Raw genomic sequence first — 23,869 nt, 5'->3', positions numbered from 1 at the left:
CAGGGTTAAGTATAGCAGCCGAGTTTATGCCGACACGCGCGATCCCAGATCGCGATCGCCATGTTCGCCTTCCAGCAGTTGCGTCAGCTCATCGCAGGCACAGATCTTGCCGTCACGTACGGTGAAATGCGCCAGCACTTTGACCAGGCTGCGGCCACCGTCGCGCTTTTCCACCCGCACCTGATGATGCGTCAGCACCGCCTCCCCCTGTCCGGCGACGGCGATAATGTCCAACGCCATGCTGCGGGTGAGCTGCTTCAACAGGGCCATATGCTGCATAAATTGCGCATAATCGAGTGATTTTCCGTCCACCTGCTGGCGATAATCTTCGCTGAACAGTTCGGCTATCAGCGCCGGCTGGTGTTGCGAGCAGGCAACCACCCGTTGCAAGGCGTCGAGTACCACGGCTATTGAGGGGTTTTCGTTCATAGAGGATATCCAAAAATGGAATGAGACGGGGATCATAGCGAAGGCAGGCGGTGGCATAATAACCGTACCTGGACTTTTTATACCGGTAATCGGCCAACATGATGATCCTGCGCAGCGAACGGCTTTTGCATGAGAAAAAACACCTCACGCCCTGGCACCACCATGCCGACGGGCAGATCTATCTGTTAACGCACGGCATGATGGCGCTGGAAACCGCAGGGAGGCAATGGGCAATGACCGCCGGCAGTATCGGCTGGTTGCCGCCACACTGCGCACACCAGGCGTTGGCCTGCGGTAACGTGGCGGGCTGGATCCTGTATCTGGGAGAACAACGCGGTGCGGCGTTACCGGAGCACCCCCGGCTGAGCGCCGCCTCAACGCTGATTCAGGCGCTGGTCGAGCGTATCGCGCAGTTTGCCGGGCAGCCGCTGAGTGCATCGCAACAGCGGATGTTGCAGGTATTGCTGGATGAAATGCACGTTCAGGAAAGCCCCCCGCTGCAACTGCCGCTACCGCAAGATGCGCGGCTGCTGAAAATCGCCCGCGCACTGCTGAACGAACCTGCCGGCGAGCGCACTCAGCGTGAATGGGCCGACTGGGCCGGGTTGAGCGTCCGTACCCTGAGCCGCCGTTTTATCGGCGAAACGGGCGTGACTTTTTCGCGCTGGCGCCAGCAAGCCAGGGTACTCCGCTCGCTGGAACCGCTGTCACGGGGGGAACCCGTCGGCCAGATTGCCGCTGACTGCGGTTACGACAATGTCAGTGCCTATATCGCCGCCTTCCGCGAGCGTTTCGGCACCACGCCGGGGCGGTATTTTACTCAGCGTCCGCCGGCAACAGCGCCTGACGCGCCGCGTTGAGAAACTGTTCCGACAACTCGTCGCCGCGAGTCGCCCGCGCCAGCGTCAGTGCCCCCACCAGCATCGCCATCTGCGCCAAAGCCTGCTGATGCCGCTGCTGTTCATCTACCGATGGCGACAGCGACTCCAGCCGCGCCAGCATCGATTTTGCGCCGCTCAGGTAGGCCTGGTGCACGGGTTTATCGGCCCCTTCCCGCGCCACGTCGGCGGCCAGCGCGGTGACCACGCAGCCTTCGGCGGGGCAGTCACGGTGTTTCACGTTCAGATAGCTGTCAACCAGGGTTGGCAAAGTGTGTTTGCCGGGCTGGCTGCTCAGCGCCTCCCAACGCTGGTCCGACTCCTCCGCCGCTCTGCGGCTGGCTACCGCCGCCAATTCATCCTTGGAGGCAAAGTGACCATAGAAACCGCCGTGGGTCAGCCCCACCGCCGCCATCAGATCGTTAACGCTGACGCCGTTCAGGCCACGTTCCCGAAACAGTTGTGAAGACACCCGCTCGATCGCCTCGCGATTGCGTTCCATTTGTTGCTTTGATACCCGCGCCATGGTGTTTTCTCCTTATCAATCCGGCATCATCTTAGGCCATCCGCTGACCGCACTCAACGATGATGCCTTTCATCAAAAGACTCAGGCACGCGGGGGGCGCGGTGCGGCAAAACGGTCGCTGTCACCGCCCTGCGCTCGCGCCAGCGTGTCGGCAATCTGCCGGTGAGGCGTACCGGGCTCGATAGCACTTACCCGATCCAGACGCGCCACTTGCTCTTCGCTCAGCGTCAAACTGAGCGCCGACAACGTATCGTCCAGTTGCGCCAACGTGCGCGGCCCCAGAATGGGGATCAGGCTGGTGCTGGAGTGCGCGGCCCGGTTGCGCAGCCAGGCGATGGCGACGTGGGTCGGCTGGGCACCGTGCTCCTGCGCTATTGCCAGCACTTCATCCAGCAGCGCGGTATCTTTCTCGCGATGCACCAGGCGCCCCAGTTCGGTCAGCCGCCCGGCGTTGCTGTGGCGATATTTCCCGGTCAACAGGCCGCCACCCAGCGGCGACCACAGCGTAGCGGCCATCCCCAACGCTTCGGCCATCGGCAGCAGTTCGCGCTCGGCGGTGCGTTCCACCAGGCTGTATTCCACCTGAATGCCGGCAATGCGCGCCCAGCCGCGTAGTTCGGCCAGAGTGTCCGCCCGGGCAATGCGCCAGGCCGGGAAGTTGGACAGCCCGGCATACTGGATCTTGCCGGCACGAATCAGATCGTCAAACGCGCGTACGATCTCCTCAAGCGGGGTCAGATTGTCGGAGAAATGCGCCCACAGCAGGTCGATACGATCGGTTTTCAGGCGTTTCAGGCTAGCCTCCACCGAGGCGATCATGTTTTTACGGCTGTTGCCGGTGTGCGCAACACTTGCCTCCGGCGTGGCGCCCAGCGTGTACTTGGTGGCGACGACGAAGCGATCGCGCTCGGCGGCGATAAATTCCCCCACCATTTGTTCCGACTGACCAAACTGATAGGCGTCAGCCGTGTCGATGAAGTTGCCGCCGGCGTCGACGTAGCGATCGAATACCTGTCTGGCCTCTTCCTTTTCCGAGCCGTAGCCCCAGCCCGTGCCAAAGGTGCCGGTGCCCAGAGCCAGTTCGGCAACGCGCAGGCCGGTATTGCGGCCAAAGGGAGTGTATTTCATACAGATGCCTCGCAATAAGCTTGAGTTAAATAATATAAATGATGAGTGTCATTTATTTATATATGTCACTCATCATTTATAAAGGCAAGCGCGATTTGTCGTCAGACCGGAAAAATCAGGGGAGAAAAACAGAGTATTGGGCACAACGCACTGTGCCCAAAGGAAAATTCGCGGTGGATTATTTTACCGTTTCGCGCTGCAGCGCCGAGAGGATTTGCTCGACCACCTGCTGCGGACTGCCGGTACCATCCATGACGAAATGCGCGGCCTCCTGATACAGCGCTTCGCGCGCCGCCAGCACTTCAAGCATCTCTTCGGCAATGGGGCGGCCGGTGAGCGTTGGGCGCTGAGCGTCCTGCGGATACTCTTCCAGCCGCTGCGCCAACACGTCCGCAGGCGAACGCAGGTAAATCACGGTGCCGTGCTGGCGCATGAAGCGACGATTTTCTTCCGCCAGGATCATGCCGCCGCCGGTGGCAACTACAGTTGACGGTTGCGTCACGGTTTGCAGGGCAATGCTTTCACGGCGGCGAAAGCCCAGCCAGCCTTCATGGGCGACCATTTCCGCCACGCTCATTTGCGTGGTCTGCTGCATAAACAGATCGGTATCGGTGAAGTGATAGCCCATTGTCTGCGCCAATGCGCTGCCCACCGTGGTTTTACCGGCTCCGCGAGCGCCTACCATGAAAATGGTTTGTGTCATTACGGGTTGTCCCTTATACGGTGACTTGATTGCATTTGTACGCCTGAAGATCGGCGCGCAGATCCTGCGATGGCGTGGTTGCTTGCATCATACCGCCATCAGCCTGTATTTCAATATTTACGATAGTGTAAATTCCATTGCACAGCGGCTACCGGCAACAAATCCCTGCGCCGCCTCTTCAGCAAGCCGTTGCCGCAGCGGCAAGTTGAGCCGAACGGCTGCGATCGGCTGGAACCCTAACCGCCGGTAGTAAGGCGCATTCCAGGGCACGTCGATAAAGGTGGTCAGCGTCAGGCGCTGCGCGCCCTGCGATTTTGCCTGCATGGCAACCTCGGCGATCAAACGACGGCCAATGCCGCGCCGCTGCCAGCCGGCGTCTACCGACAGCTCGGCGATGTGCCAATCCTGCTGCTGCGGCAATACGGCGATAAACCCGGCCACCTCACCCGACGTGCTTTCAGCCACCCACTCCCGCTGTTGCTGAATAAAATCAGCATGCTGCTGACGGCTCATCACCGGGCCATCGGCAAGAAAACGCCACGCCGGTTGCTGAAGAAACAGCTGCGCCGCCGAGCGTTCTATGGCGATCAGTTGGGGGATATCCTGCAGTTGCGCTAAACGAACAAGCGGGCTCATCGGGTTCTCCTTAACGACCGGGCAGCTCTGTAACCCAACGTCGGTGTTGAACGCAAGCTGCCAGGGGCAGTGCCCTCAGCAGCCACGTTTGGCGTTATTGGTTATTCAGTTGGCTCCAGTAGGTGCCTGAAAAAGGTAACGGCAAAAATTGCTGGTATAGCTGCTTAAAGGTCTGCTGCGGATTGATGTCTGCAAACAAATCCGGATAGAAAGCTTTGGCAAGCATCTCGACCGCCACGACGTGATATGGGCTGAGATAGAAATTGTGCCAAATGCTCCAGGCCTGGTGATTCTTGATCGCTTTCAGGTTGGCGAGCATGGGCTGTTTTTGCATGATCATGCGGAAGCTTTCATCGGCCTCCTGCTGGGTAACCCGTGGTCCAAGGCGCAGATCGGAAAAACGCTTGCCCTCCGGCCCGGCCATGCCGGTAGCGATGTAGATGTCAGGGTTGGCGGTCAGGATAGTTTCCGGGTTTAGATCGCCGAAGACGCCCTTGATGCTGGCGTTGGCGATATTGTCGCCGCCGGCAAAGGCCACCAGATCGCCAAGATTGCCGTGCGCAGCGGTGGTACAGCAGGTTTCGCGCCGCCCGAGGTGCAGATGCAGCATCACCTTGGGTTTTGGCCCCCGGTAGCCAGCCAGCCGCTGTTGAATCACCGCCATATGCTGCTGATAGAAACTGATGAACTGCTCCGCCCGCTGCTGGCGATTGAGCACTTCGCCCAGCAAACGCACGCTCGGCACGGTATTTTTCAGCAGATCAACCCGTAAATCGACGTAGATTACCGCAATACCGGCCTTGTTCAGCGCCGTTAGCAGAAAATCGCTGTCGCCCTCTTCACGCGCGTACCGGGCGAGAATCACCAGATCCGGCTTCAATTGGATCAGGTTTTCGACGTTAACCTGGCGGAAATTACCCTTGCTGATGGAAGGGATCGCTTTGATCTGCGGGAATTTTTGCGTATAGAGCTGCCAGCTTTGCGCATCAAAACGCGCCATATCTTCCGGCCAGCCAACGACGCGCTGAGCAGGATTGCCCGGCTCCAGCAGCGCCAGGGTATACAGCATGCGGCTTTCGCCCACCACGATACGCTGCGGGTTATCCGGCACGTCGACCTGTCGGCCGGTAATGTCGGTGACCATTTTCGCCTGAACGCTAAAAACGCCGAACAACAGGGAAAGCAGCAGTAAAACGAAAGGATTGCGCATGAGTGGGCCGGGGGCAGCTAAAAGATGGGTGCATGATAATTACTCTCATTAACAGTTTCAATTGATAACGCGCGCAGGACAGGACAAATCCGCTGAATCACGGTGTTTCGGCACCGATAAATGCAAAACCGCCGTAAATGTGATTGTCTACAGTAAAATCAGCCGATAAATCGATAAAAATGGCGAGATGGGGAAAACCGGAGGAGCACAGATGAACCAACGTATTGTTTCGCTAACGGAATGCCCGCAGTACAGCGATGTTTGCGCCGCATGGGCCTTTGGCCAGTGGGGGTCACAGCGCGGCGGCTCGCTGGAGCGCACGCGCCAGCGTTTTGCCCTGTGCACTCAACCGAGTGAAGACTATGTCACCCTGTTGATACTCGATGACGAACGCCCGCTGGGCATGGCCAGCCTGTGGCCGAGCGACGATCATCAGAGAAAGGATCTGTCTCCCTGGCTGGCGGGGGTTTTTGTTCATCCCGATCACCGGCGCCAGGGGATTGCGCAGCGTCTGGAAGCCGCTATCGTGCAGTTGGCACGCCAACGTAACCATCCCGTTTTGCACCTGATCACCGACAAATCAGAGGCTTTGTATGCGGGCTGGGGTTGGCACACTATCGAACGCCGCCGGCAATATGATGGCGAAGTGGTGGTGATGGAGAAAAAACTGTAGCTAACGCGGCGTGCAGATATACACCAATGCCGGCGGGAAGTTACGCACCACCCGCACCCGCTTCCAATGAAAATAGCGAGACAGCAGCTTTTCCGACAGGTGGCTGTACTGGAACAAGACCAGAGTGCCGCCCCGTGCCCGCAACCGCTGCTGGGCTTGCTGCAGAATACGGATGCTGATTTTAACCGGGATCGACAACAACGGCAGGCAGGAGAACACCACATCATAGTCGCGGGCCATCTCTTCCGCGGAACGGTCCATAACGTGCAGGCGGCGATCGTCAATCTTGCGCAACTGATGCACAAAATTAGGCTGGATCTCAAACGCTTCGAGCGAGGCATCGGCGCGCATGCGTCCCAATATGCGTTTGGTCAGCACCCCATCCGCGGCCCCCAATTCGGCAATCGACAAGGCGCCAGTCCATTCGATCTGATTCAACATCGCCTGACACAACCAGGGGGAAGAAGGCGCCAGAGTGCCAATGGTGCGCGGTGAAGCCATAAACTGCTGGAGATAGGAAAAGTGGTTCTTCAGTTGCAGCCGTGTCGCATTTAACATTGGGGCCTCCGTTGGGTTGAGTAGCCACCAATCTGCCCTCAATTTCTTAAGTATTCATTAACATGAATCCGAAAGCCATCGAAACAGTTGTAATAAAATGCGACCGGCGGGCGCCAAAAACGCGAAACGGTTGCGGTAATAATCTTAGGGTAATCAAACGACAGCATTACCGGTCAGATTATCTTCCGCAACCGCTTATTTTACCGGCCACCTGTCGGCGGCCAGGCAATTATTTTCAGCCTGTTTTTAACGGTAGATTTCTGCATTACCGCGCCAGTTGCTGGAATCTCCCGGGGTGTCCAGAGCAATAATACGGTAATGGCTTGCGCCATCCGCCGCGGCTTTTTCTTTCAGCGCATGAACCGCGTCGCCCGGTGAACCGCTGATGCCGGAAACCGACACCACGCCGATGCTCTGCAGGTTGCTTGCCTGCTCGCTGTCAATTTGTTTTACCGTTGACAGTGGCGCGGCGAGAGAGGAAAAAGAAGCGGTTGCGATCAGGACTGCTGCGATGCCAGGTAATAGTTTCATGATTAGCTCCAGATGTTTTTGTTTATTTTCTCTATCAGAGGAGTTAATTATCCGCCTGGCAGTGCAAAGCGACGTCATTCAATGTAAAGAACATCAATCATTGTGAGGTAAATAAGGAGGAAGTGCGTACATCGATGTCATGACAGGATAATTCTGCAGTTGCTGAGAAAACTTTACCCCTGTCCGAAGCCAATTAAAAGCCCGGTGCTCCCCATAATATAAAAACCTTCGTTTTTAAGAAATTTCCACCCTCTGTTACCCCCTGAACTACGCTGTTTTCTGAAGGTTATCACTTTAGAAGGACTCTCTATGTCGCAAACCTTACTGCGCGTGCGCGATGGTCGAGGCGCTTCGGTTTCGTTCTCGGAACTGTTATTCGATCTGATCTACGTTTTTGCCGTTACTCAACTTTCCCACTACCTGCTGCACCATCTGACGCTGACCGGCGCGCTGGAAACCTTGTTGCTGTGGTTTGCCGTCTGGCTGGCGTGGCAATACACCGCCTGGGTGACCAACTGGTTTAATCCGGATACCCGGCCCATTCGTATCCTGCTGTTCGCCATCATGCTGCTGGGGCTGTTCGCCGCCTCCGCGCTGCCGCAGGCGTTTGGCGAACGCGGGTTGATTTTCGCGCTGTTCTATGTGGCGATCCAGGTGGGTCGATCCTGCGTGGTCCTGAACCTGCTGGAAGCCAATCACCCGCTGAAGCAAAACTTCCGCCGTATCCTGGGCTGGTTGTGCATTTCGGCGATATTTTGGATCCTGGGCGGACTGGCGCAAGGCAATAGTCGGCTGCTGCTGTGGGCGCTGGCGGTGCTGTGCGAATACGTTTCACCGATGTTCGGTTTCCGCCTGCCGGTGCTGGGCCGCTCCGACAGCAGCAGTGAATGGACCATAGAAGGCCATCACCTGGCAGAGCGCTGCCAGCTGTTCGTGATCGTGGCGTTGGGTGAAACCATTCTGATTACCGGCTCCACCCTCAGCGAAATGGAAACCTGGACAGCGCCGGTGCTGATCGCCTCGCTGGTGGCCTTTATCGGTAGTCTGGCGATGTGGTGGGTCTATTTCGATACCAGCAGCAAAGCCGGAAGCCACGCCATCAGCCAGGCGGAAAATCCCGGCCAGTTGGGTGCCAACTTCCACTATGTGCACGTGGTGCTGGTCGGGGCAATTATCGTCTGCGCCGTCGCCAACGAACTGGTGATCGCCCATCCCGACGGCCCTATCGGCAACGTGACGGCGGCGGTGTTGCTCCTCGGTCCGGCCATTTACCTGCTCGCCAACACCTTGTACAAACGGCTGGTGTATCGCCGCTTCCCGCTGTCGCACCTGGTGGGCCTGATAGCGCTGGCCGTGCTGACGCCGATAGCTTACCTGACCGATTTGCTGATGGTGAACGGACTGACCACGCTGATTATGGTGGTGGTTGCGGTGTGGGAAAGCATCTCGCGGGGCAGAACGCCGCAGAAACAAAACGGCGCGGCAACATAAGAAGGTGGACAGGGGGCACGCTATGCCCCCTGTCACGGCGGTTATTTCAGCGGTTGCGGCAGTTTCAGCACCCACAGTTCGCTCAGCGATTCCGGCTTATCCAGCGGCCGCAGTTCGATGCTCGTCGACACCGCTTTACCGTCAAGGGTCAAGCCACCCTGCTTATCCAACTGGTAATCGCCGATTTTCTTGCCCTTAGGCTCGGCGTTCACCAGCTTGGCCTGCAGACCAAAATCGTTGTCGTTAATCACCGCAAGCGTGCGATCGTCGATCAGCGTCAGGCCTTCCACTTTTTCCTGCTGCCAGCCCAATTTGCGCAGATCCACCACTTCGCGCTTTTGCGCCAGCTTCACGCCGCGCTTGGCGAGATCCTTAGCATCGTCAAACTCCAGCGCTTTGTCCTTGCCGTCGAAGGCCGTCAGATCGGTCGCCTGGCTGAGATCGACCAGGTAGATTTTGTTAATCATCTGCTTGTCTTTATCGCTGCCCTGCTCAATCAGCAAGATATGCTGGTTGTCCACCGCCACGATGTCGCCGACTTTGGCATCCTTGGCCTTGTTATAGCTGTCGATATCAATCGGGTAGCCGTACATCGCCGTTTTGCCGCTGGCCGGATCAAAACTGACCAGGCGAGTAAATTGCGCCTTGTTCTTGCTCTTGCCGTCAACGTCCAGCGTGCTCTGCACCGCCGCCAAAATGCGGCCATCCGGCAGGCGGGTGATGCCCTCGAAACCCCGGTTAGGCTGGCGCCACTTGATAATATTCGGCAAGCCGCCGGCCACCGCCTGCTCCCCTTTCTGCGGCGCAGGGCCGTATTTGGCGAGGATCTTGCCTTTATTGTCGATATGGATCAGGAACGGGCCGTATTCGTCGCACAGCCAGTAGCCGCCGTTACCGTCGGCCGTGATGCCTTCGGTATCCAGCCCGCGCCGATCGCTCGGCAGCGTTTTGAGCGTATCGCTCAGCGCCACTTCGTTGGTGGAACCGATCAGTCCGCCCGGCAGCGGCAGCCCGCTGACAGGCCCCTGTTCGTCATGCAATGGGCGCTGATTGCCGGCAACGGCTTTCCCGCTGCCAACGCGAATATCCATCAGCAAGGGAACGAACTTCGGGTTGGCAAAGATTTTGGCCTCCTGTTCACCAACCGCAGGCGCATCGGCGTTAGGGCCGCGGTCGGTGACAGTGGTCAGCAGCAGATCATTGCCCTCACGGCCATTGAACACCAGACCGGAGCCGATACCTACCGGTAATCCCTGCGGAAAATGCTTGGCGAAAGCACCCTGATAGCTTACGTGCTCACCGCCGGGAAAGCTGACGACATAGCGCTCTACCTCAACGTCGGCGGCATAAGAGATCAGCGGAAACAACGAGGTGATTAACAGCGAAACCGGTTTTATTTTCATGGTTATGGCTCAGAGTTAAGGGAGTGAAGTTCGCAGCTTGCTAAGGTATTAACCTGGTGTGACATTCTGATGACAGCCGCGCTAATGTCATGAATCATAGTGCTAATTAAACATGGCAAATAGAAATTAACAATTAACATCGGCGAATTGAATGGAAAAAGCAGATGGAAAATTAAATTTTCCAAGGAACCTATTACGCTAACAGCAGCCACAACATTTAAGCTTAGGGCAAATTCTTATAAGAAAGATAAAAAAATAAACAAACGCGCGGAAATTCTGAAAAATATAGCCAAAGTCGCATAGACAAAACTAATTCACGGGGATTTAATACCCGCCGTTATTAAGGTGCATTAAGAAAATACTGATAGAAACCTGCATTAATTGATAAAGGTGTTCTATAGTTTTTAGTGCTAACGATCGTTAGTATTTTCCGTAGGATGGAGTTTATGTCAAAGCGACTATTTGCTGAATTTTTTGGCACATTTTGGTTGGTGTTTGGTGGTTGTGGCAGTGCGGTATTAGCTGCAGCATTTCCACAACTGGGTATTGGTTTTGCCGGTGTGGCACTCGCTTTTGGTCTTACCGTAGTCACAATGGCGTATGCCGTTGGGCATATTTCTGGCGGGCACTTTAACCCGGCCGTTACCGTGGGATTATTTGCCGGCGGCCGTTTCCCGGCCAAAGACGTCATCCCCTATGTGATCGCTCAGGTCATCGGCGGTATCGCTGCAGCGGCCGTGCTGTATTTGGTCGCCAGCGGCAAAGCGGGCTTTGATCCAACCGGCGGCGGCTTTGCCTCCAACGGCTACGGCGAACATTCACCGGGCGGTTATTCTCTGCAATCCGCCATCGTTATTGAATTGGTTCTGACCGCATTCTTCCTGATTGTTATTCACGGCGTAACAGATAAGCGTGCGCCTGCCGGGTTTGCCCCTTTGGCTATCGGTCTGGCATTAACGCTGATTCACTTAATCAGTATTCCGGTAACCAATACCTCCGTTAACCCGGCGCGCAGTACCGGCGTGGCAATATTCCAGGGCACTTGGGCATTGCAACAGCTTTGGGTATTCTGGCTGGTGCCGTTAATCGGCGGTGTCGTCGGCGGCCTGATTTATCGCTGCCTGCTGGAAGACAAAAAGTAATTAAGCGGTATTTGATTGCGTTTAACAGGGCAGCCCTTATCGGCTGCCCTGCTGTTTTTTAGGCTTTCGCCGCCTCAAACATCATAATGTCGCTGGTGAAGGATCCGTCCGGTTGGATGGCAAAGTGCTGCAGCACTTCTTCAGAAACACCCTGCTGCAACGCGCGAATGGCGGTAACGAAATGCTCCGGCGTACGCATGCGCGCCACCCAACTGCCGAACTCCAGATATAACCGATCCGAAGTGACCTCCTGCGCCACCAGCCCAGCCTCAGTCAGCAGGCTCAGCCATTCACCCGGCGAATAATTGCGCACATGCGAAGTGTCGCGCAGCACTTCAACGGTTTGCAGATAAATATCCAACAGCGGGTGCCCCGGCGACACCACATCCATAAAGATCGCCATGCCGCCCGGTTTCAGCACGCGTTTAACTTCACGCAGCGCCTGACCCACGTCATGCCAGTGGTGCGCCGAGTAACGGCTGATCACCAGATCAAAGCCGGCATCGTCAAACGGCAGCGATTCCGCCACGCCCTGCTGTACCTGAATATTGCTCAGCCCTTTATCCACTGCCGCCTGGCTAACCACTTCCAGCATCTGTGCGGACAAATCATAGGCCACGACCTGAGCCACTTTCGCCGCCGCGGTAAAGCTGGCGTGCCCGGCCCCACAGCCCAGATCGAGCAGCCTGGCATCGGCATGGGGTTCCAGCAATGTTGCCAGGCGTTGCAAATCTTTGCCCTGCGCGTGCACCGCGCTGGTCAGGTAGGCGCTGGCCTGCTCGCCGAACTGACGATCGACCGCATTTTTATGGCTGTTGCTGATGCTCATGTTTGCTCCTGTTATTGTCGGGCCTGCGCCCGTGCCGGATGGCTTTCTATTAGGGTGTTTCCGTGATTGCACCTGAGAGCCGCTGGCGGTCACAAACAATTACGGGATACAACCCACTATAATCAGGCTGATATACGGGTACAATATAAGCAGTTATCCTAGTATGAGCAGGTACCCCCCTATGCAATCCGAAGCCTTATCCGGCCCCAAAGCCCTCGGCGCCTTTCTGCGCGCCCACCGCGAGCGCATCACGCCAGACATGTTGGGGCTGCCCAGCGCACCGCGCCGCCGCACCAGCGGCCTGCGGCGTGAGGAGTTGGCGCAAATCAGCGGCATCAGCGCCACCTGGTATACCTGGATAGAGCAGGGACGCGAGGTGTCCATCTCTCCGTATACGCTGGCGCGCATTGCCAAAGCGTTACGACTGGGGCATGCCGAACGTCACTACCTGTTTACCCTGGCACGGGTGGCCGATCCCGAGCAGGAACAGCATCAGGACATCGCCAACAGCACCGTTTTGCAAAGCGTTTACCAGGTGGCAGTTCCCTGTTATCTGCTGGATCTCACCTGGAATATCCTTGCCTGGAATCCGCAAGCGGAAACCCTGTTCAGCGGTTGGCTGGGCCAGGCCAAGACGCCCAATCTGCTGCACTTTATGTTTTTCCACCCGCTGGCGAAGACCCTGGTCTGCGACTGGGACGATCGCGCTCGGCGCGTGGTGGCCGAGTTTCGCGCGGAAACCAGCCATCACCAGAATACCGAAGCGATGCGCGCCTTCGTGCGCAACATGACGCACAACAGCGAAGCCTTTAATCACTGGTGGAAGCAACATGACGTGATGGCGCGCGAGGGCGGCGAACGGGAGTTCACTCATCCGCAGCAGGGAGCGCTGCGCTATCGGCAACTGACCTTTCATCCGGCGGAAAACAGCGCGCTGAAGCTGGTCATGCTGATCCCTTTGGCGTAACTGGTAACAAATTCATAAACAGGTTTACTCACCATTTATTTATTGGTTAACACAAACGCGCTAGGGTGATAGCTACCGATGATAATCATCATCAAGCTTTGTTATTTATCTCCTGAGGTAACCCTATGCAATCTGAAGAACAACGCCTTATCGATGGTTTGTTTGGCCGCTTGAAAGAAGCCGAGACCAAGACGGGCCAGAGGGATCTCCAGGCAGAGCAGCTCATCAACCAGCACATCCGTGAACAACCTTCTGCGCCTTATTATATGTCGCAGGCGATGATCATTCAGGAAGCGGCGCTGAAGCAATTGGACCAGCGGGTAAAAGATCTGGAGAACCAGATCGCTCAGCTGCAGCAAAATACCGCCAGCCAACAGAGCAGCGGCGGCTTCCTGGCCGGGTTGTTCGGCGGTGGCAGCCGCAATGCGCCAAGCCCGCGCGATCAGTACCAGGCGCAACAGCAGAATAATGCAGCCTGGAATAATCAGCCGCAGGCGGGTTATGCCCCGCAGCAGCAGCCACAACAAGCGCCACAGCAAGCGGCTGCGCCTTCTCGTGCCGGCGGGTTCCTCGGCGGCGCATTGCAAACTGCGGCAGGTGTGGCGGGTGGCGTGGTGTTGGCCGACATGCTGACCGGCATGTTCCGCCATTCGCAGCCGCAAGAGATCGTGAACATTATCGACGAAACGCCGGCACAGCCGGTGGACGACAGCGCAATGAGGGAGTTTGACGCGTCCAACAACCTCGACACCTTTAACAATGGCGACAGCCGCTTCCTGAATCAGGATAACGGTTTCCAGAACACAGGTTATCAAACCGACGACAGCGCCGATTTCGCGGATGACGACTACAGCGACGACGATTCATTTATCTGATTCTGCCCCCCCCCTCTCCGCCCGGAGAGGGGGTTTATGTTTTCTCCCCCGTGCAGTTGGTCTACAGTTAAACCTACCCAATCACAGCAGGTTACGAGAATCCATGCCGAAGATGTCCCCTACCGATCCCTATATCAGCACCCGCTTGGTGATGCGCCCACCGGTGGCCGACGATCTGGCCAGGTTTTACGCCATTTTCGGCGATCCTGAAACCCAGCGCTTCAACCCTGCCGGCCCCGTTGTCAGCGAAGAGCAGGCTAAGCAGGCGCTTACTGAACGCATAGATACATGGCGGCAACGCGGTTATGGCTCTTGGGCGATTGCGCTGCGTGAGCGGCCGGAGTGGATCATCGGCTTCGGCGGGCTGTCGTGGCATCCGCTCGGCGCGCAGCGCACGGTGAATCTGGGTTACCGTTTCGATACGCAGGTCTGGGGAATGGGGTTGGCCACGGAGATGGCGCTGGCCGCGCTCGAATATGGCTTCGAACTCCTGGGGCTGGATGAGATTTCCGCCACCGTGCGTGCAAACCATCAGGCCTCGCGTCACGTGTTGGAAAAAGCGGGACTGCGCTTGGTGGATACGCTAAACGACGTGCCTGGCGCCGAGCCAAGCCTGATTTATACCCTGATGCGCAGCGACTATCAGGGCGGTTAAACGGAGGCGTCGTCGTTGATTTCCGCCAGCACCCGACGATAGGATTTCACTTTCTTTCGCTTCTTCAACCAGATGGCGGTGGAAACGATAAAGATCACCCCGGACATGGCCATCACACCAATCGGGTGGCCGTAAAACACCATCAGGGCAAAATAAACGGCTGAAACTATCGCTACCCATTTCGCCGAATTCCCCACGGCGTTCTTTTCGTGGGTTAAACGGCGGAGATGCTCTTCTTCACTGATTCCCATACGCACTCCTTTTTTGGTTGAACGTTCCATTATATGGAGCCAGAACGCTGATATTTCAAGCAATTAAACGGTAAAGAAGCGTAAAGCTCAGCGGGAGCGGCGGAGACCGGAATGCAAATAGCGCCCCGACGGAGCACACGGCAAGAACTGAGCCCCCGAATATGAAAAAAGGAGCTTCGGCTCCTTTTTTCTTGGAGAAACGGAATCGAGAGCGAGGACGACAGCTTCCGCAGAACGTTTTCAATCAGAGGCTTCAAGAGATTAAAACTGCGGTGAGTTATCGACTTGCACCATCACCGCATTGATTTTTGGCACAACGCCAACGGTCACAGTTTCTGCGGGATCATTTCCGCGCCAACACTCACCCTCGATTAAACAGGTGTTTTGCTTAATGTAGCCAAGAGAAGTTAGGTAAGCGCCAACCTTGCTGGTCTCAGTTGTACCGTAAAACGTTACCGAATATACCAGTGATCCTGGCCCCGCCACGTTATAAAAATCGAACTCATACCGATCAGATATTCTCGGAATTCTCTTCAGAATGTCAGGCGTATAATAGTCATACTCCTTTTTATCCTGTTCGGTATAGTGCGCGCTACCAGCCAGCTCCATTTGTATCGTTGGCCAGAAGTAGGTAAACACGGCCGTGATAATAACAACGACGGCAAGGGCGATTTTAAATGGCTTTCTCATACAATCAGATCTCTCTTCTTCCCGTTTTGTATGAAAGAGCCGTCCACTGTCGCAATAGCAACGTTTCCGGACTTCCAATCGTTGTAGGGTTGAAGGGTCTTCATAAAGTTAGGCAGTTGGCCTAAGCGGGGTCTGGCGTTGGGAAATCGCTCCGGGTCCGGAAACAACAGCGGCTGGAAGGTTTCATTTTTCCAGGAGCCAATTTTTCCGTAGTAATCCCAGCGCTTGAGTGCTTCTTCTTTGCTAACCGGTCGCAGCATAGAAAACGGATTCTGAATTGACATCACGCGGTAAAAACCCAATAGGTCGGAGACCAGGTCCTCGCCACTGAATCCACTGTCAGTCACCATATTGTTAGGGAATGTGCTCTGAAACGTTTCAAAGCGCCTGGCTAACGTCATCATCATTGCCAGAGCAATGCTTTTACGTTCGTGATACGGGCGGCCCTTACGGATGCGCCACGTGATGAACTTGCCCACTCGAAGGATCTGTTTTGGGGAAACCATAGACTGGGCATAAGTGACATCGTAGCGTTCAGCCTTCATGGCCTCACCGCGATCGATTTTGTTCATCAGTATCCTGACGTCATCCCCTCTCGCATGGCCGAGATCAACCCAACCCAGCACTTCCGTATAGATCAATCCGCCTCTGGCAGTTGCCGCTTGTGAACCGTCGATTATTTCATTCCTTTTACTCATCCTTAAGCTCCCTTCCTTTTAAAGAACATGTAATCACATGATTACATCATTACAGGTATCCGCGGGAATTAGCCCAAATGTTGTGATTCTCGCTTACTTTTCCTTACCGCGTGTCAGCCCCCCTGGCTAATGGCACCAAAAATAATTCAGCCGCGGTGCCTTCCTAACTCAGGACGATCTCCTTAATGGCGTTTTTTCACGATGTACATTATCACTAACCACGTGAGTCTCTTGATACCTATATTGTGATCAAGTTCTTATTTTAAGACTATATTTTTTAATGAGTCATCAATCATAAATTAATAACTGGCAGCGTTACTCATAACACTAAAAAGAAGGAGCCAGTGACACATCTATTTAATTAACTTATATCCTGATACCACTCATTACCAAATTATATAATATGAGATGCAAGCGCCCGCAGACTGGTGCGACTTTTAAGGGGCCGGCGGTGCTGGCGGCGTATCCGGCAATGCCACGACCGAAATTCGTACCTCATAATGCTTGGCGCTGCCGGCCGGGATCACCGAGGTCAGCTTATTGATGGTTTCGGTCGGGTTATCGCTGGCAGAGGTGGCGCAGAACACCTCCCCACCGTGACAGAAGCCAGGTTTGGGCATATGCCCCTCCGGGAAAGGCGGCAAGCGGAAGTCTTGTCCTGCCGGCGGCGCATTTTTATCTGTCGGAGCCGGAGCGGAAAGCGCGCTGACGCTGAACAGCGTCGCGGCGGCCAGGAAAGGCAGTGCCAGTACTTTGCGTGCATTTTTCATGATATTGACCTCATTTGCCGGGATTAGGGTTAACCTACCCCGCTCCCGGCAGATGAGAAAGCCGCTTTTCACGACCTTTTCACACCGATGATCTTTGCTTACATCCTGACGCCAACGTGATCAAAGCTTAAGGATCTTGTAAAGATCATGGGAAGTTTATTTGATCATTCCTTATTGCAAACACTAGAAAAAGGGTTCGTCTGTTAAACCGGATAAATCTAGCCTAACAGGTTATTACTACTGTGATTTTTTCTTCTGCCGGAAGTTTTCATCGTCAATACAATAATGATAAGAATCGATGATCAACCCCGTCAGTCGCAAAATATTCTCTGGCCTATCAATGATAATATGTCCTCCAGCAGCGAGTTCTAAACCGGCGCGGATGATTTCAGCATGCCTCTCTTCATTGATCTCCAAAGGGAGTAATATGGTAGGCCTTTGTTTATTATCAAAATAACGTAGAATCCATCGCGTAGTCTTCCCCTGGAACAAGATACTGTAATAACTCTCAGTGTCTTTTGCTGTCAGATCTGCGCTCTCTCCGAGAATCATCGCCACATTGTCGAATAAAGCTCTTTCAGCATGGGTAGTAACAATCTTGCTGTTTTCTGGATCAATAATCGGCGCCAGTGGGTCAGTGTTGTTATTTTCCTCACTTTTCTGGCCGCTTTCTGAGAGGGCTGCACTTTCAGAAGTTACAGACAGACCGGAAACAACCATTGCACTCACCGCCTTCTCAACCGCCAAACGAACCAAAGGCGTTATAGTTTCAAGAAAACGCTGGTTAAGTTGACGCTGAACATTAGATCGATTTGCCACATACCTGACAAAATCCATGTCCACATCCCTTAAGCTTGCACTGATTGTTTTTGTGAATGATGTTAAGTAAATGCTCTCCTCAGCCAGCGTTCGGAGAGCCTCAGGCTGGAATTGATCATGCCTAAACCTATAAAGCTGTTCAATATCAGAATCATTCAAATCATTAAAATCTATCTTCAGAAACGGCGCGTCATCCATGATATTTTTATCTTTAAGATCGGTGAAAAAACGCCACTCTTTTCCGTTGGTGATCGCAGACACAGTGACTTCTGGGGTAGCATTAAAGTAACGTGAAAGCTGTGGGCTATGATTTGTTAGGTTTTGATTGAAGGATTTAGCTTCAATAAACATAACGGGCACCGCATGACAGAAAAGAGAGTAATCAACCCGCTCACCCACCTTTACTCCTGGGAAATCAGCACCATACTCTGCCTTCACTTTCGTTGGGTCATAAGGATGAAAACCCAGAATTTCTAATAGTGGCAAAATCAGTGCCTGCTTTGTTGTTTCTTCCGTATTGCAATGTTGGCCGACCGTAGCCACATGATTTACATGTGCTTTGAGTTTATCTCTGAATGCATTCATCAACCATCCCTCTTGCTGTGTGAAAAGCCCGTCATTTCTTAAAATGACATCTGCAGAAAAATTTACTACTTTCACATGAACCGCCTAATAGGCTGCCCGCTCATTTTTATTTCTTAAATAAAATCACATTAATCTTTAAACATTAAATATATAGCAGAAGGGCCAGACTTTGATCAAAGCCATTTTGAAAATATTGATGCACAAACAGAAATAATCGGCTATGTATTTTAACCAAATAAATCTATAGCAAATTAATAATTCAAAAGACAATTAAATGCCGTTTTTTTCACGCGTTTTTGTCAAATTTCATCGGTATCAGGAAGGTGATAAGCTAAAGGGGGGAAGGGTAACAGACAGATTTATTTAATAAAATATTTCAATAACTCAACATCACAAAGTTTATTTCCTGCGTGGAGCGCAGCTTACAGCTGCGCTCCATCCGATCTTATTTGCCGCGAGTCAGCGTGCTGTAGCTGGTCATCAGGTTGCGGTAGTCCGGGATATGATTGGAGAACAGCGCGCCCAGCCCTTCCACATCGTTACGCCAGTCGCGGTGCAGCTCGCAGGCCACGCCGAACCAGGTCATCAGTTGCGCGCCTTCGGCTTCCATGCGGCTCCAGGCCGACTGACGCGTCAGCTCGTTGAAGGTGCCGGAGGCGTCGGTGACCACAAACACCTCAAAACCTTCGCTGAGAGCGGACAGCGCCGGGAACGCCACGCACACCTCGGTGACCACGCCGGCGATAATCAGCTGTTTGCGGCCGGTGGCTTTTACCGCTTTTACGAAGTCGTCGTTATCCCAGGCGTTAATCTGCCCCGGGCGAGGAATGAAAGGTGCGTCAGGGAATTGTGCCTTCAGTTCCGGCACCAGCGGGCCGTTCGGTCCCTCTTCGAAACTGGTGGTCAGGATGGTTGGCAGGTTGAAATACTTCGCTAAATCACCCAGCGCCAGTACGTTGTTTTTAAAACGATCGGGATCGATATCACGTACCAGCGAAAGCAGCCCTGCCTGATGATCCACCAGCAATACGGCGGCCTGATCCTTGTCGAGGCGTTTGTAATTTGCAGCCATGGTTTACTCCTGTTGGGTTTTGATTATTGCGGATATAGCGCCCCCGGCCACAACGCCGGGAGCGCAGAGGTTTAAGTGTAGTGTCTACTTGCTCCGGGCCAGGGAGATGGTTTAACTCGCCCCGTACTCAGCCGCCATAGTGCCGAACTTGCCGCCGTTGAAATCGCTGAAAGCCTGCTGGATTTCAGCATCGCTGTTCATCACGAACGGGCCATAGCCGACGATAGGCTCATCGATCGGTTCGCCGCTCAGCACCAGCAAGGCGACATCGTTGTTGGCTTCGATAGTGATCGAATCGCCCGCACGGTCAAACCTGACCATTTGGGTTTCGCGCACCACTTCCTCGCCGTTAACATGAATGGCACCGTGCAGCATCACCAACGCCAGGGTATGGCCTTCTTCCACCGTCAGCGTGGTGGTGTGGCCGGCGTTCAGCTTCATGTCCCACACATTGAGCGGGCTGAAGGTGCGCGCCGGGCCGGCGTGGCCGCCAAAGTTACCGGCAATCACCCGCACCTGCCCTGCGCCGTCCGCCAGCGGAACCACCGGGATATCCGCATTCAGCAGCGTCTGGTAACCCGGCTCGGCCATTTTGTCCTTGGCCGGCAGGTTGACCCACAGTTGCACCATTTCCATGGTGCCGCCGTTGCGCGAGAAATCCCGTGAATGGAACTCTTCGTGCAAAATACCCGAGGCGGCGGTCATCCATTGCACGTCGCCGGGGCCAATCACCCCGCCGCTGCCGGTGGAATCGCGGTGCTCCACTTCCCCCTGATATACGATGGTCACCGTTTCAAACCCGCGATGCGGGTGCTGGCCAACGCCGCGGGTGCCGGAGGCAGAGCGGAATTTGGTTGGCGCGGCATGATCCAACAGCAGGAACGGGCTCATTTCCGCCCCCAGATCGTTGTAGGAGAACAGCGAATTCACCAGGAAACCGTTGCCGACCCAATGGGCTTCAGGGCTGTCGTAAATACCGAGGATCTTTTTCATCTTGCACTCCTGTTTCAGGTCTCGCGACCTTAGGTTGATGCCAGAAGTCTAATTGATCGCCATTTGCCGCAGTAGTAGGCAAGATGTACACTCAGCGTTCTACATATAGAACGATAAGGACGGGCGATGTTCACCGATTTGAACGATCTGTTTTATTTCGCCAGCGTGGTCGATCATCAGGGATTTGCACCGGCCGGCCGGGCGTTGGGCATTCCGAAGTCCAAGCTCAGCCGCCGCGTGGCGCTGCTGGAAGAGCGCCTGGGCGCGCGCCTGATCCAGCGTTCAACCCGGCGTTTCTCCGTCACCGAAGTCGGTCAGAACTATTACGTTCACTGTAAGGCGATGCTGGTGGAGGCCGACGCCGCGCAGCAGGCAATCGAGCAAACCCGCGCGGAGCCCTGCGGAACGGTGCGCATGTCTTGCCCGGTGGCACTCTTGCATACCCGCGTAGGCACTATGGTGGCGGCCTTTATGGCCGATTACCCCAAAGTGACGGTCCATCTGGAAGCCACCAATCGCCGGGTGGACGTCGTGGGCGAAGGCCTGGATCTGGCGATCCGCGTGCGGCCGCCGCCGCTGGAAGACAGCGATCTGGTGCTGAAGATCCTGGCTCAGCGCATCTGGTACATCGCCGCCAGCCCCGCGCTGGTGCGGACCCTTGGCCCGGTGCAGCGGCCCGAAGAATTGGATAAATACCCGACGCTCGATCTCGGGCCGGCGCGGGCACAGCACCAGTGGCAACTGACCGGGCCGGACGGTGAGAAAGTGGAATGGGAACACAGGCCGCGGCTGGTTACCGACGATATGCTGATGCTGCGTACCGCGGCGATTGCCGGCGTCGGCATTGTGCAGTTGCCGTCGATGATGATGCGCGACAACATGCTGCGCGGTGAGCTAGTGCCCTTGCTACCCGACTGGCAACCGCAGGGCGGCGTTGTGCACGCGGTCTATCCGTCGCGCCGTGGGCTGCTGCCGGCGGTTCGGTTGCTGCTCGACTATTTGTCCCGGCAGTTCGCGATCCTCGAAGAAGAGTGATCAGGCGGTAATTTCGATGGCGTTACCGTCCGGATCGCGGATGATCGCTTCGTAAAAACCATCGCCGGTCCAGCGCGGTGGCGCCTGCAGAATACCCTCCTGCCGGGCGCGCTGCGCCAACAAATCGACCTGGCCCTCGTCGCCGACCGACAGCGCAATATGCGCCCAACCCACGCGCTCGTTGGCCTGTTCCGCCGGCAGCAGATCCGGCAGGCGCATAATTTCCAGCTGCGGACCGCAAGCCAGGCTGACAAAGCGGGAAACAAAACCCGGGCGGTTGCGGCTAACGTATTCTTCGCCGGCAACGCCGTTGAAATAGCGCTGCCAGAACGCCATCTGGGCATCGATATCGCGGGTCCACAGTGCAACATGGGCTATTTTCATCTCAGTCTCCGTTAGGTGAATCGCCATACAACACCTTGCCGCCTCCCTGGATCACCTGCTGTTCGAGTTGCGGATGCCCGCCGCTCAGGGTAACCAGATAATCGACCCGCCCGGCGGGCAAAAAGGTATAAGGGGCGAAGGTATTGAGTTTGTCGCGGGTGCACAGCACCGCGACGTTGCCCGAGCGCATCAGCAGGCGCTGCTTGAACTGGGCATCCTGGTAATTGAGCGCCGAAAAACCACTGGCCGGGTCGTAGGCACAGATGCCGATAAAAGCCATATCAAAATGAAAACCGTCAATTTCCTGCGCGGCTTTCGCATCCACGCAGCCGCCTACCTCGGCATCCAATTCGCCACCGATTAAAATCGTGCGTATCCCCGGCCGTTCCAGCATTTTACCGGCAATGGAAAGCGCGTTAGTGACTACGGTCAGCCGCTGGTCGCGCGGCAGCAGGTCGGCCAGATACAGATGAGTGCTGCCGGCATCAAGGAAAATGATCTGCCCTTGCGTCACCAACTCCCGCGCGGCCAGCGCCAGCGCCTGCTTCTCATCGCCGCTTAAATGTAGCCGTTCACTCATCGGCCCGGATGCCGGCGTGGGCGCCAGCGCGCCGCCATAAATGCGCTTGCATAGGTTTTGCGCCGCCAACTGGCGCAGATCGCGCCGAATGGTGGCTTCGGTGGTATTCAGGCGTTCCGCCATTTCAGCCGCCAACACCCGCCCCTGGCGCTGCAAAGTGGCGAGGATCGCGTCATGACGTTCGTTGGGTAACAGTTTGGACATTTTCAAGCTCAAAGGTGAATAACTGATCATAAATGTACATAAACGAACAAAAACGTACAACAATCAGGAGAAAGAAAAATGCCGGGGAGGGATTTTCGTCGGCGAGATGTTGGCTATACTGAGGCAAGCATCGTTACCGCAGAACGTAACGGCTTGGGCGCTAAGGGAAAAAGATGCTGTTGAAAATCGCGAAGTGGCTATTTCAATTACCGGGCAGGCTGTTCGGATCCATCTTCAGGAATCGCCTGACGATTTTTATCTTCTTTATGCTGATTGCCGCTGGGGTATTCAGCGCCAAACGCTATCTGCGCGCACATCAACATGACGATGAATTTGTGACGACCGCACCCATCGATTACAACCGGGCAAACCTGCGTGAAATGCCGCTGCGCGAAGCGCGTGAACAGTGCGGCGGACCGTTGCACGATAATGCAGGGCAAGCCTGGCCAGCCTCGGCAGGCTATCTGCATCAGCCGGAACGCCGGGCCAATGCCGGCCTGCATCGTCTGACGCTGGACAATCAAGGCAACGATTTTGCGGTGTTGGTCAGGCTGGAAACGCCCGCAGCGCCGCAACAGCTGGCGGAGGTGTTTATTCCCGCCGCCGGCAACTTCGATGTCAAAATCGATTCAACAGCGGAACACGTGATGAAAATCAAGAACATCAAGAGCGGCTGCAACTTCCGCTCCAAAGCGTTCACCCTGGGCAAAGACAGCGATTGGCGGATGCCGCTGAAGATGGGCTCGAACAGCGGCATCGAGTTCCAATCCATCAGCGATCGCGAGTTCTGATACGGCACCAGATGAAGGCTCCGATGCCGTCAAGCTTACTTCTTCACCGGGTGATCGCGCCGGAACAATTCCCAGCTCTCGATTTCCTGGCCGCTCGGCAAGGTGCAGGTGGAATACTGGCCGTCGGCGTTGTGCCTGGCGTTCAGCTTGCCGCCGATCTCGGTGCAATAAACGTCTGCCGGGTTTGCCATCCCGACCGCTTTCACCTGCGGCGGTGGCGGCGCCTCGGGCGTTTTTACCGCACAACCTTGCAGCAGCGTCACCCCTGCCAACAGGGAGGTCATCAGAATTCTTTTCATTTTTGCTCTTATCGACCCCATGAATTTCACGTTGCAGCTTGAAATACGACGGGGAAATAAAAAC

At 55.4% G+C, this 23,869-nt stretch carries 29 protein-coding genes; 9 read left to right on the top strand and 20 right to left on the bottom strand.

The window, feature by feature from the left end; all coding sequences use genetic code 11:
- Positions 1-24: 24 nt before the first annotated feature.
- Positions 25-429, bottom strand: coding sequence for a nuclear transport factor 2 family protein (locus tag ACTJJ1_RS14260; RefSeq protein ID WP_041416773.1), 405 nt, complete (start codon positions 427-429; stop codon positions 25-27).
- A gap of 98 nt (positions 430-527) precedes the next feature.
- On the opposite strand from ACTJJ1_RS14260, the gene ACTJJ1_RS14255 reads away from it, so the two are divergent.
- The gene (locus ACTJJ1_RS14255) at positions 528-1,289 is read left to right on the top strand and encodes a helix-turn-helix domain-containing protein (RefSeq protein WP_020438531.1); all 762 of its coding nucleotides are present in this window, start codon (positions 528-530) and stop codon (positions 1,287-1,289) included.
- On the opposite strand, the gene ACTJJ1_RS14250 is transcribed toward ACTJJ1_RS14255, so the two are convergent.
- The 5 genes from ACTJJ1_RS14250 to ACTJJ1_RS14230 form a co-directional block, all read right to left on the bottom strand.
- Complete coding sequence (locus ACTJJ1_RS14250; RefSeq protein WP_006323881.1) at positions 1,246-1,833, bottom strand: TetR/AcrR family transcriptional regulator; 588 nt, start codon at positions 1,831-1,833, stop codon at positions 1,246-1,248. The genes ACTJJ1_RS14255 and ACTJJ1_RS14250 overlap by 44 nt on opposite strands.
- A gap of 81 nt (positions 1,834-1,914) precedes the next feature.
- Positions 1,915-2,961 carry an aldo/keto reductase gene (locus ACTJJ1_RS14245; protein WP_004949178.1) on the bottom strand — a complete coding sequence of 349 codons (1,047 nt, stop codon included), beginning with the start codon at positions 2,959-2,961 and terminating at the stop codon, positions 1,915-1,917.
- A gap of 178 nt (positions 2,962-3,139) precedes the next feature.
- Positions 3,140-3,664, bottom strand: a complete 525-nt coding sequence (gene aroL / locus ACTJJ1_RS14240) for a shikimate kinase AroL (protein ID WP_004949177.1) — start codon at positions 3,662-3,664, stop codon at positions 3,140-3,142.
- Positions 3,665-3,781: 117 nt separating this feature from the next.
- Positions 3,782-4,300, bottom strand: coding sequence for a GNAT family N-acetyltransferase (locus ACTJJ1_RS14235; RefSeq protein WP_440834167.1), 519 nt, complete (start codon positions 4,298-4,300; stop codon positions 3,782-3,784).
- Positions 4,301-4,394: 94 nt separating this feature from the next.
- Positions 4,395-5,510 (bottom strand): ABC transporter substrate-binding protein, encoded by a 1,116-nt coding sequence (locus ACTJJ1_RS14230; RefSeq protein ID WP_006323880.1) that lies wholly within the window; start codon positions 5,508-5,510, stop codon positions 4,395-4,397.
- A gap of 211 nt (positions 5,511-5,721) precedes the next feature.
- Between ACTJJ1_RS14230 and ACTJJ1_RS14225 the strand changes: the two genes are divergently transcribed.
- On the top strand, positions 5,722-6,183 hold the full coding sequence (locus tag ACTJJ1_RS14225; RefSeq protein ID WP_004949170.1) for a GNAT family N-acetyltransferase: 462 nt from the start codon (positions 5,722-5,724) through the stop codon (positions 6,181-6,183).
- On the opposite strand, the gene ACTJJ1_RS14220 is transcribed toward ACTJJ1_RS14225, so the two are convergent.
- Positions 6,184-6,741, bottom strand: a complete 558-nt coding sequence (locus tag ACTJJ1_RS14220; RefSeq protein ID WP_004949168.1) for a class I SAM-dependent methyltransferase — start codon at positions 6,739-6,741, stop codon at positions 6,184-6,186. It abuts the gene before it with no gap.
- 246 nt (positions 6,742-6,987) lie between these two features.
- Entirely contained in the window at positions 6,988-7,272 is a 285-nt protein-coding gene (locus tag ACTJJ1_RS14215) for a YdgH/BhsA/McbA-like domain containing protein (RefSeq protein WP_006323877.1), read from the bottom strand.
- A gap of 309 nt (positions 7,273-7,581) precedes the next feature.
- On the opposite strand from ACTJJ1_RS14215, the gene ACTJJ1_RS14210 reads away from it, so the two are divergent.
- The gene (locus tag ACTJJ1_RS14210) at positions 7,582-8,763 is read left to right on the top strand and encodes a low temperature requirement protein A (protein WP_440834164.1); all 1,182 of its coding nucleotides are present in this window, start codon (positions 7,582-7,584) and stop codon (positions 8,761-8,763) included.
- A 41-nt stretch (positions 8,764-8,804) separates the two neighbouring features.
- Here ACTJJ1_RS14210 and ACTJJ1_RS14205 read toward each other — a convergent pair whose 3' ends face one another.
- The gene (locus ACTJJ1_RS14205) at positions 8,805-10,166 is read right to left on the bottom strand and encodes an esterase-like activity of phytase family protein (RefSeq protein WP_006323875.1); all 1,362 of its coding nucleotides are present in this window, start codon (positions 10,164-10,166) and stop codon (positions 8,805-8,807) included.
- Positions 10,167-10,612: 446 nt separating this feature from the next.
- Between ACTJJ1_RS14205 and aqpZ the strand changes: the two genes are divergently transcribed.
- Positions 10,613-11,308 (top strand): aquaporin Z, encoded by a 696-nt coding sequence (gene aqpZ / locus ACTJJ1_RS14200; protein WP_004949160.1) that lies wholly within the window; start codon positions 10,613-10,615, stop codon positions 11,306-11,308.
- A 58-nt stretch (positions 11,309-11,366) separates the two neighbouring features.
- On the opposite strand, the gene ACTJJ1_RS14195 is transcribed toward aqpZ, so the two are convergent.
- Positions 11,367-12,137, bottom strand: a complete 771-nt coding sequence (locus ACTJJ1_RS14195; protein ID WP_440834161.1) for a class I SAM-dependent methyltransferase — start codon at positions 12,135-12,137, stop codon at positions 11,367-11,369.
- A gap of 181 nt (positions 12,138-12,318) precedes the next feature.
- Here ACTJJ1_RS14195 and ACTJJ1_RS14190 point away from each other — a divergent pair, with 181 nt between their 5' ends.
- The 3 genes from ACTJJ1_RS14190 (at position 12,319) to ACTJJ1_RS14180 (ending at position 14,634) form a co-directional block, all read left to right on the top strand.
- Complete coding sequence (locus ACTJJ1_RS14190; RefSeq protein WP_440834159.1) at positions 12,319-13,104, top strand: helix-turn-helix transcriptional regulator; 786 nt, start codon at positions 12,319-12,321, stop codon at positions 13,102-13,104.
- A gap of 125 nt (positions 13,105-13,229) precedes the next feature.
- The gene (locus ACTJJ1_RS14185; RefSeq protein WP_440834157.1) at positions 13,230-13,979 is read left to right on the top strand and encodes a DUF2076 domain-containing protein; all 750 of its coding nucleotides are present in this window, start codon (positions 13,230-13,232) and stop codon (positions 13,977-13,979) included.
- Between the two features lie 103 nt (positions 13,980-14,082).
- Positions 14,083-14,634: a GNAT family N-acetyltransferase gene (locus ACTJJ1_RS14180; protein ID WP_006323870.1), complete on the top strand. Its 552-nt coding sequence runs from the start codon at positions 14,083-14,085 to the stop codon at positions 14,632-14,634.
- Here the strand turns inward: ACTJJ1_RS14180 and ACTJJ1_RS14175 are convergent.
- The 7 genes from ACTJJ1_RS14175 to ACTJJ1_RS14145 all read right to left on the bottom strand — a co-directional run bounded on the left by ACTJJ1_RS14175 (position 14,631) and on the right by ACTJJ1_RS14145 (position 20,512).
- Complete coding sequence (locus tag ACTJJ1_RS14175) at positions 14,631-14,885, bottom strand: hypothetical protein (RefSeq protein ID WP_004949148.1); 255 nt, start codon at positions 14,883-14,885, stop codon at positions 14,631-14,633. The genes ACTJJ1_RS14180 and ACTJJ1_RS14175 overlap by 4 nt on opposite strands.
- 261 nt (positions 14,886-15,146) lie before the next feature.
- Entirely contained in the window at positions 15,147-15,575 is a 429-nt protein-coding gene (locus tag ACTJJ1_RS14170; protein ID WP_440834155.1) for a hypothetical protein, read from the bottom strand.
- Positions 15,572-16,273, bottom strand: a complete 702-nt coding sequence (locus ACTJJ1_RS14165; RefSeq protein WP_440834153.1) for a hypothetical protein — start codon at positions 16,271-16,273, stop codon at positions 15,572-15,574. The genes ACTJJ1_RS14170 and ACTJJ1_RS14165 overlap by 4 nt, the downstream gene beginning before the upstream one ends.
- Positions 16,274-16,710: 437 nt before the next feature.
- Positions 16,711-17,043 carry a hypothetical protein gene (locus ACTJJ1_RS14160; protein ID WP_004949146.1) on the bottom strand — a complete coding sequence of 111 codons (333 nt, stop codon included), beginning with the start codon at positions 17,041-17,043 and terminating at the stop codon, positions 16,711-16,713.
- A 237-nt stretch (positions 17,044-17,280) separates the two neighbouring features.
- Positions 17,281-18,447 carry a type I restriction endonuclease gene (locus tag ACTJJ1_RS14155; protein WP_037432236.1) on the bottom strand — a complete coding sequence of 389 codons (1,167 nt, stop codon included), beginning with the start codon at positions 18,445-18,447 and terminating at the stop codon, positions 17,281-17,283.
- Positions 18,448-18,892: 445 nt separating this feature from the next.
- The gene (ycaC, locus tag ACTJJ1_RS14150; protein WP_004949145.1) at positions 18,893-19,519 is read right to left on the bottom strand and encodes an isochorismate family cysteine hydrolase YcaC; all 627 of its coding nucleotides are present in this window, start codon (positions 19,517-19,519) and stop codon (positions 18,893-18,895) included.
- A 111-nt stretch (positions 19,520-19,630) separates the two neighbouring features.
- Positions 19,631-20,512 (bottom strand): pirin family protein, encoded by an 882-nt coding sequence (locus ACTJJ1_RS14145; protein ID WP_062869799.1) that lies wholly within the window; start codon positions 20,510-20,512, stop codon positions 19,631-19,633.
- A gap of 126 nt (positions 20,513-20,638) precedes the next feature.
- Between ACTJJ1_RS14145 and ACTJJ1_RS14140 the strand changes: the two genes are divergently transcribed.
- Complete coding sequence (locus ACTJJ1_RS14140; protein WP_004949143.1) at positions 20,639-21,547, top strand: LysR family transcriptional regulator; 909 nt, start codon at positions 20,639-20,641, stop codon at positions 21,545-21,547.
- Here the strand turns inward: ACTJJ1_RS14140 and ACTJJ1_RS14135 are convergent, their stop codons facing one another.
- Together ACTJJ1_RS14135 and ACTJJ1_RS14130 are read right to left on the bottom strand one after the other, a co-directional pair.
- Complete coding sequence (locus tag ACTJJ1_RS14135) at positions 21,548-21,931, bottom strand: VOC family protein (protein ID WP_004949142.1); 384 nt, start codon at positions 21,929-21,931, stop codon at positions 21,548-21,550.
- Position 21,932: 1 nt separating this feature from the next.
- Positions 21,933-22,715: a DeoR/GlpR family DNA-binding transcription regulator gene (locus ACTJJ1_RS14130; RefSeq protein ID WP_122288773.1), complete on the bottom strand. Its 783-nt coding sequence runs from the start codon at positions 22,713-22,715 to the stop codon at positions 21,933-21,935.
- A gap of 173 nt (positions 22,716-22,888) precedes the next feature.
- Here ACTJJ1_RS14130 and ACTJJ1_RS14125 point away from each other — a divergent pair, with 173 nt between their 5' ends.
- On the top strand, positions 22,889-23,506 hold the full coding sequence (locus ACTJJ1_RS14125) for a hypothetical protein (RefSeq protein ID WP_004949140.1): 618 nt from the start codon (positions 22,889-22,891) through the stop codon (positions 23,504-23,506).
- 35 nt (positions 23,507-23,541) lie between these two features.
- On the opposite strand, the gene ACTJJ1_RS14120 is transcribed toward ACTJJ1_RS14125, so the two are convergent.
- A complete protein-coding gene (locus tag ACTJJ1_RS14120) occupies positions 23,542-23,805 on the bottom strand; it encodes a putative hemolysin (RefSeq protein WP_020453706.1) in 264 nt (87 codons plus the stop codon).
- Positions 23,806-23,869 lie beyond the last annotated feature (64 nt).

Origin of the sequence: Serratia sp. 22264 (genome assembly GCF_052045345.1) — a bacterium.
GTDB classification, from domain to species: domain Bacteria; phylum Pseudomonadota; class Gammaproteobacteria; order Enterobacterales; family Enterobacteriaceae; genus Serratia; species Serratia plymuthica.
The sequence above is the reverse complement of the archived record's forward strand: the minus strand, read 5'-3'. Positions and strand labels throughout refer to the sequence as shown.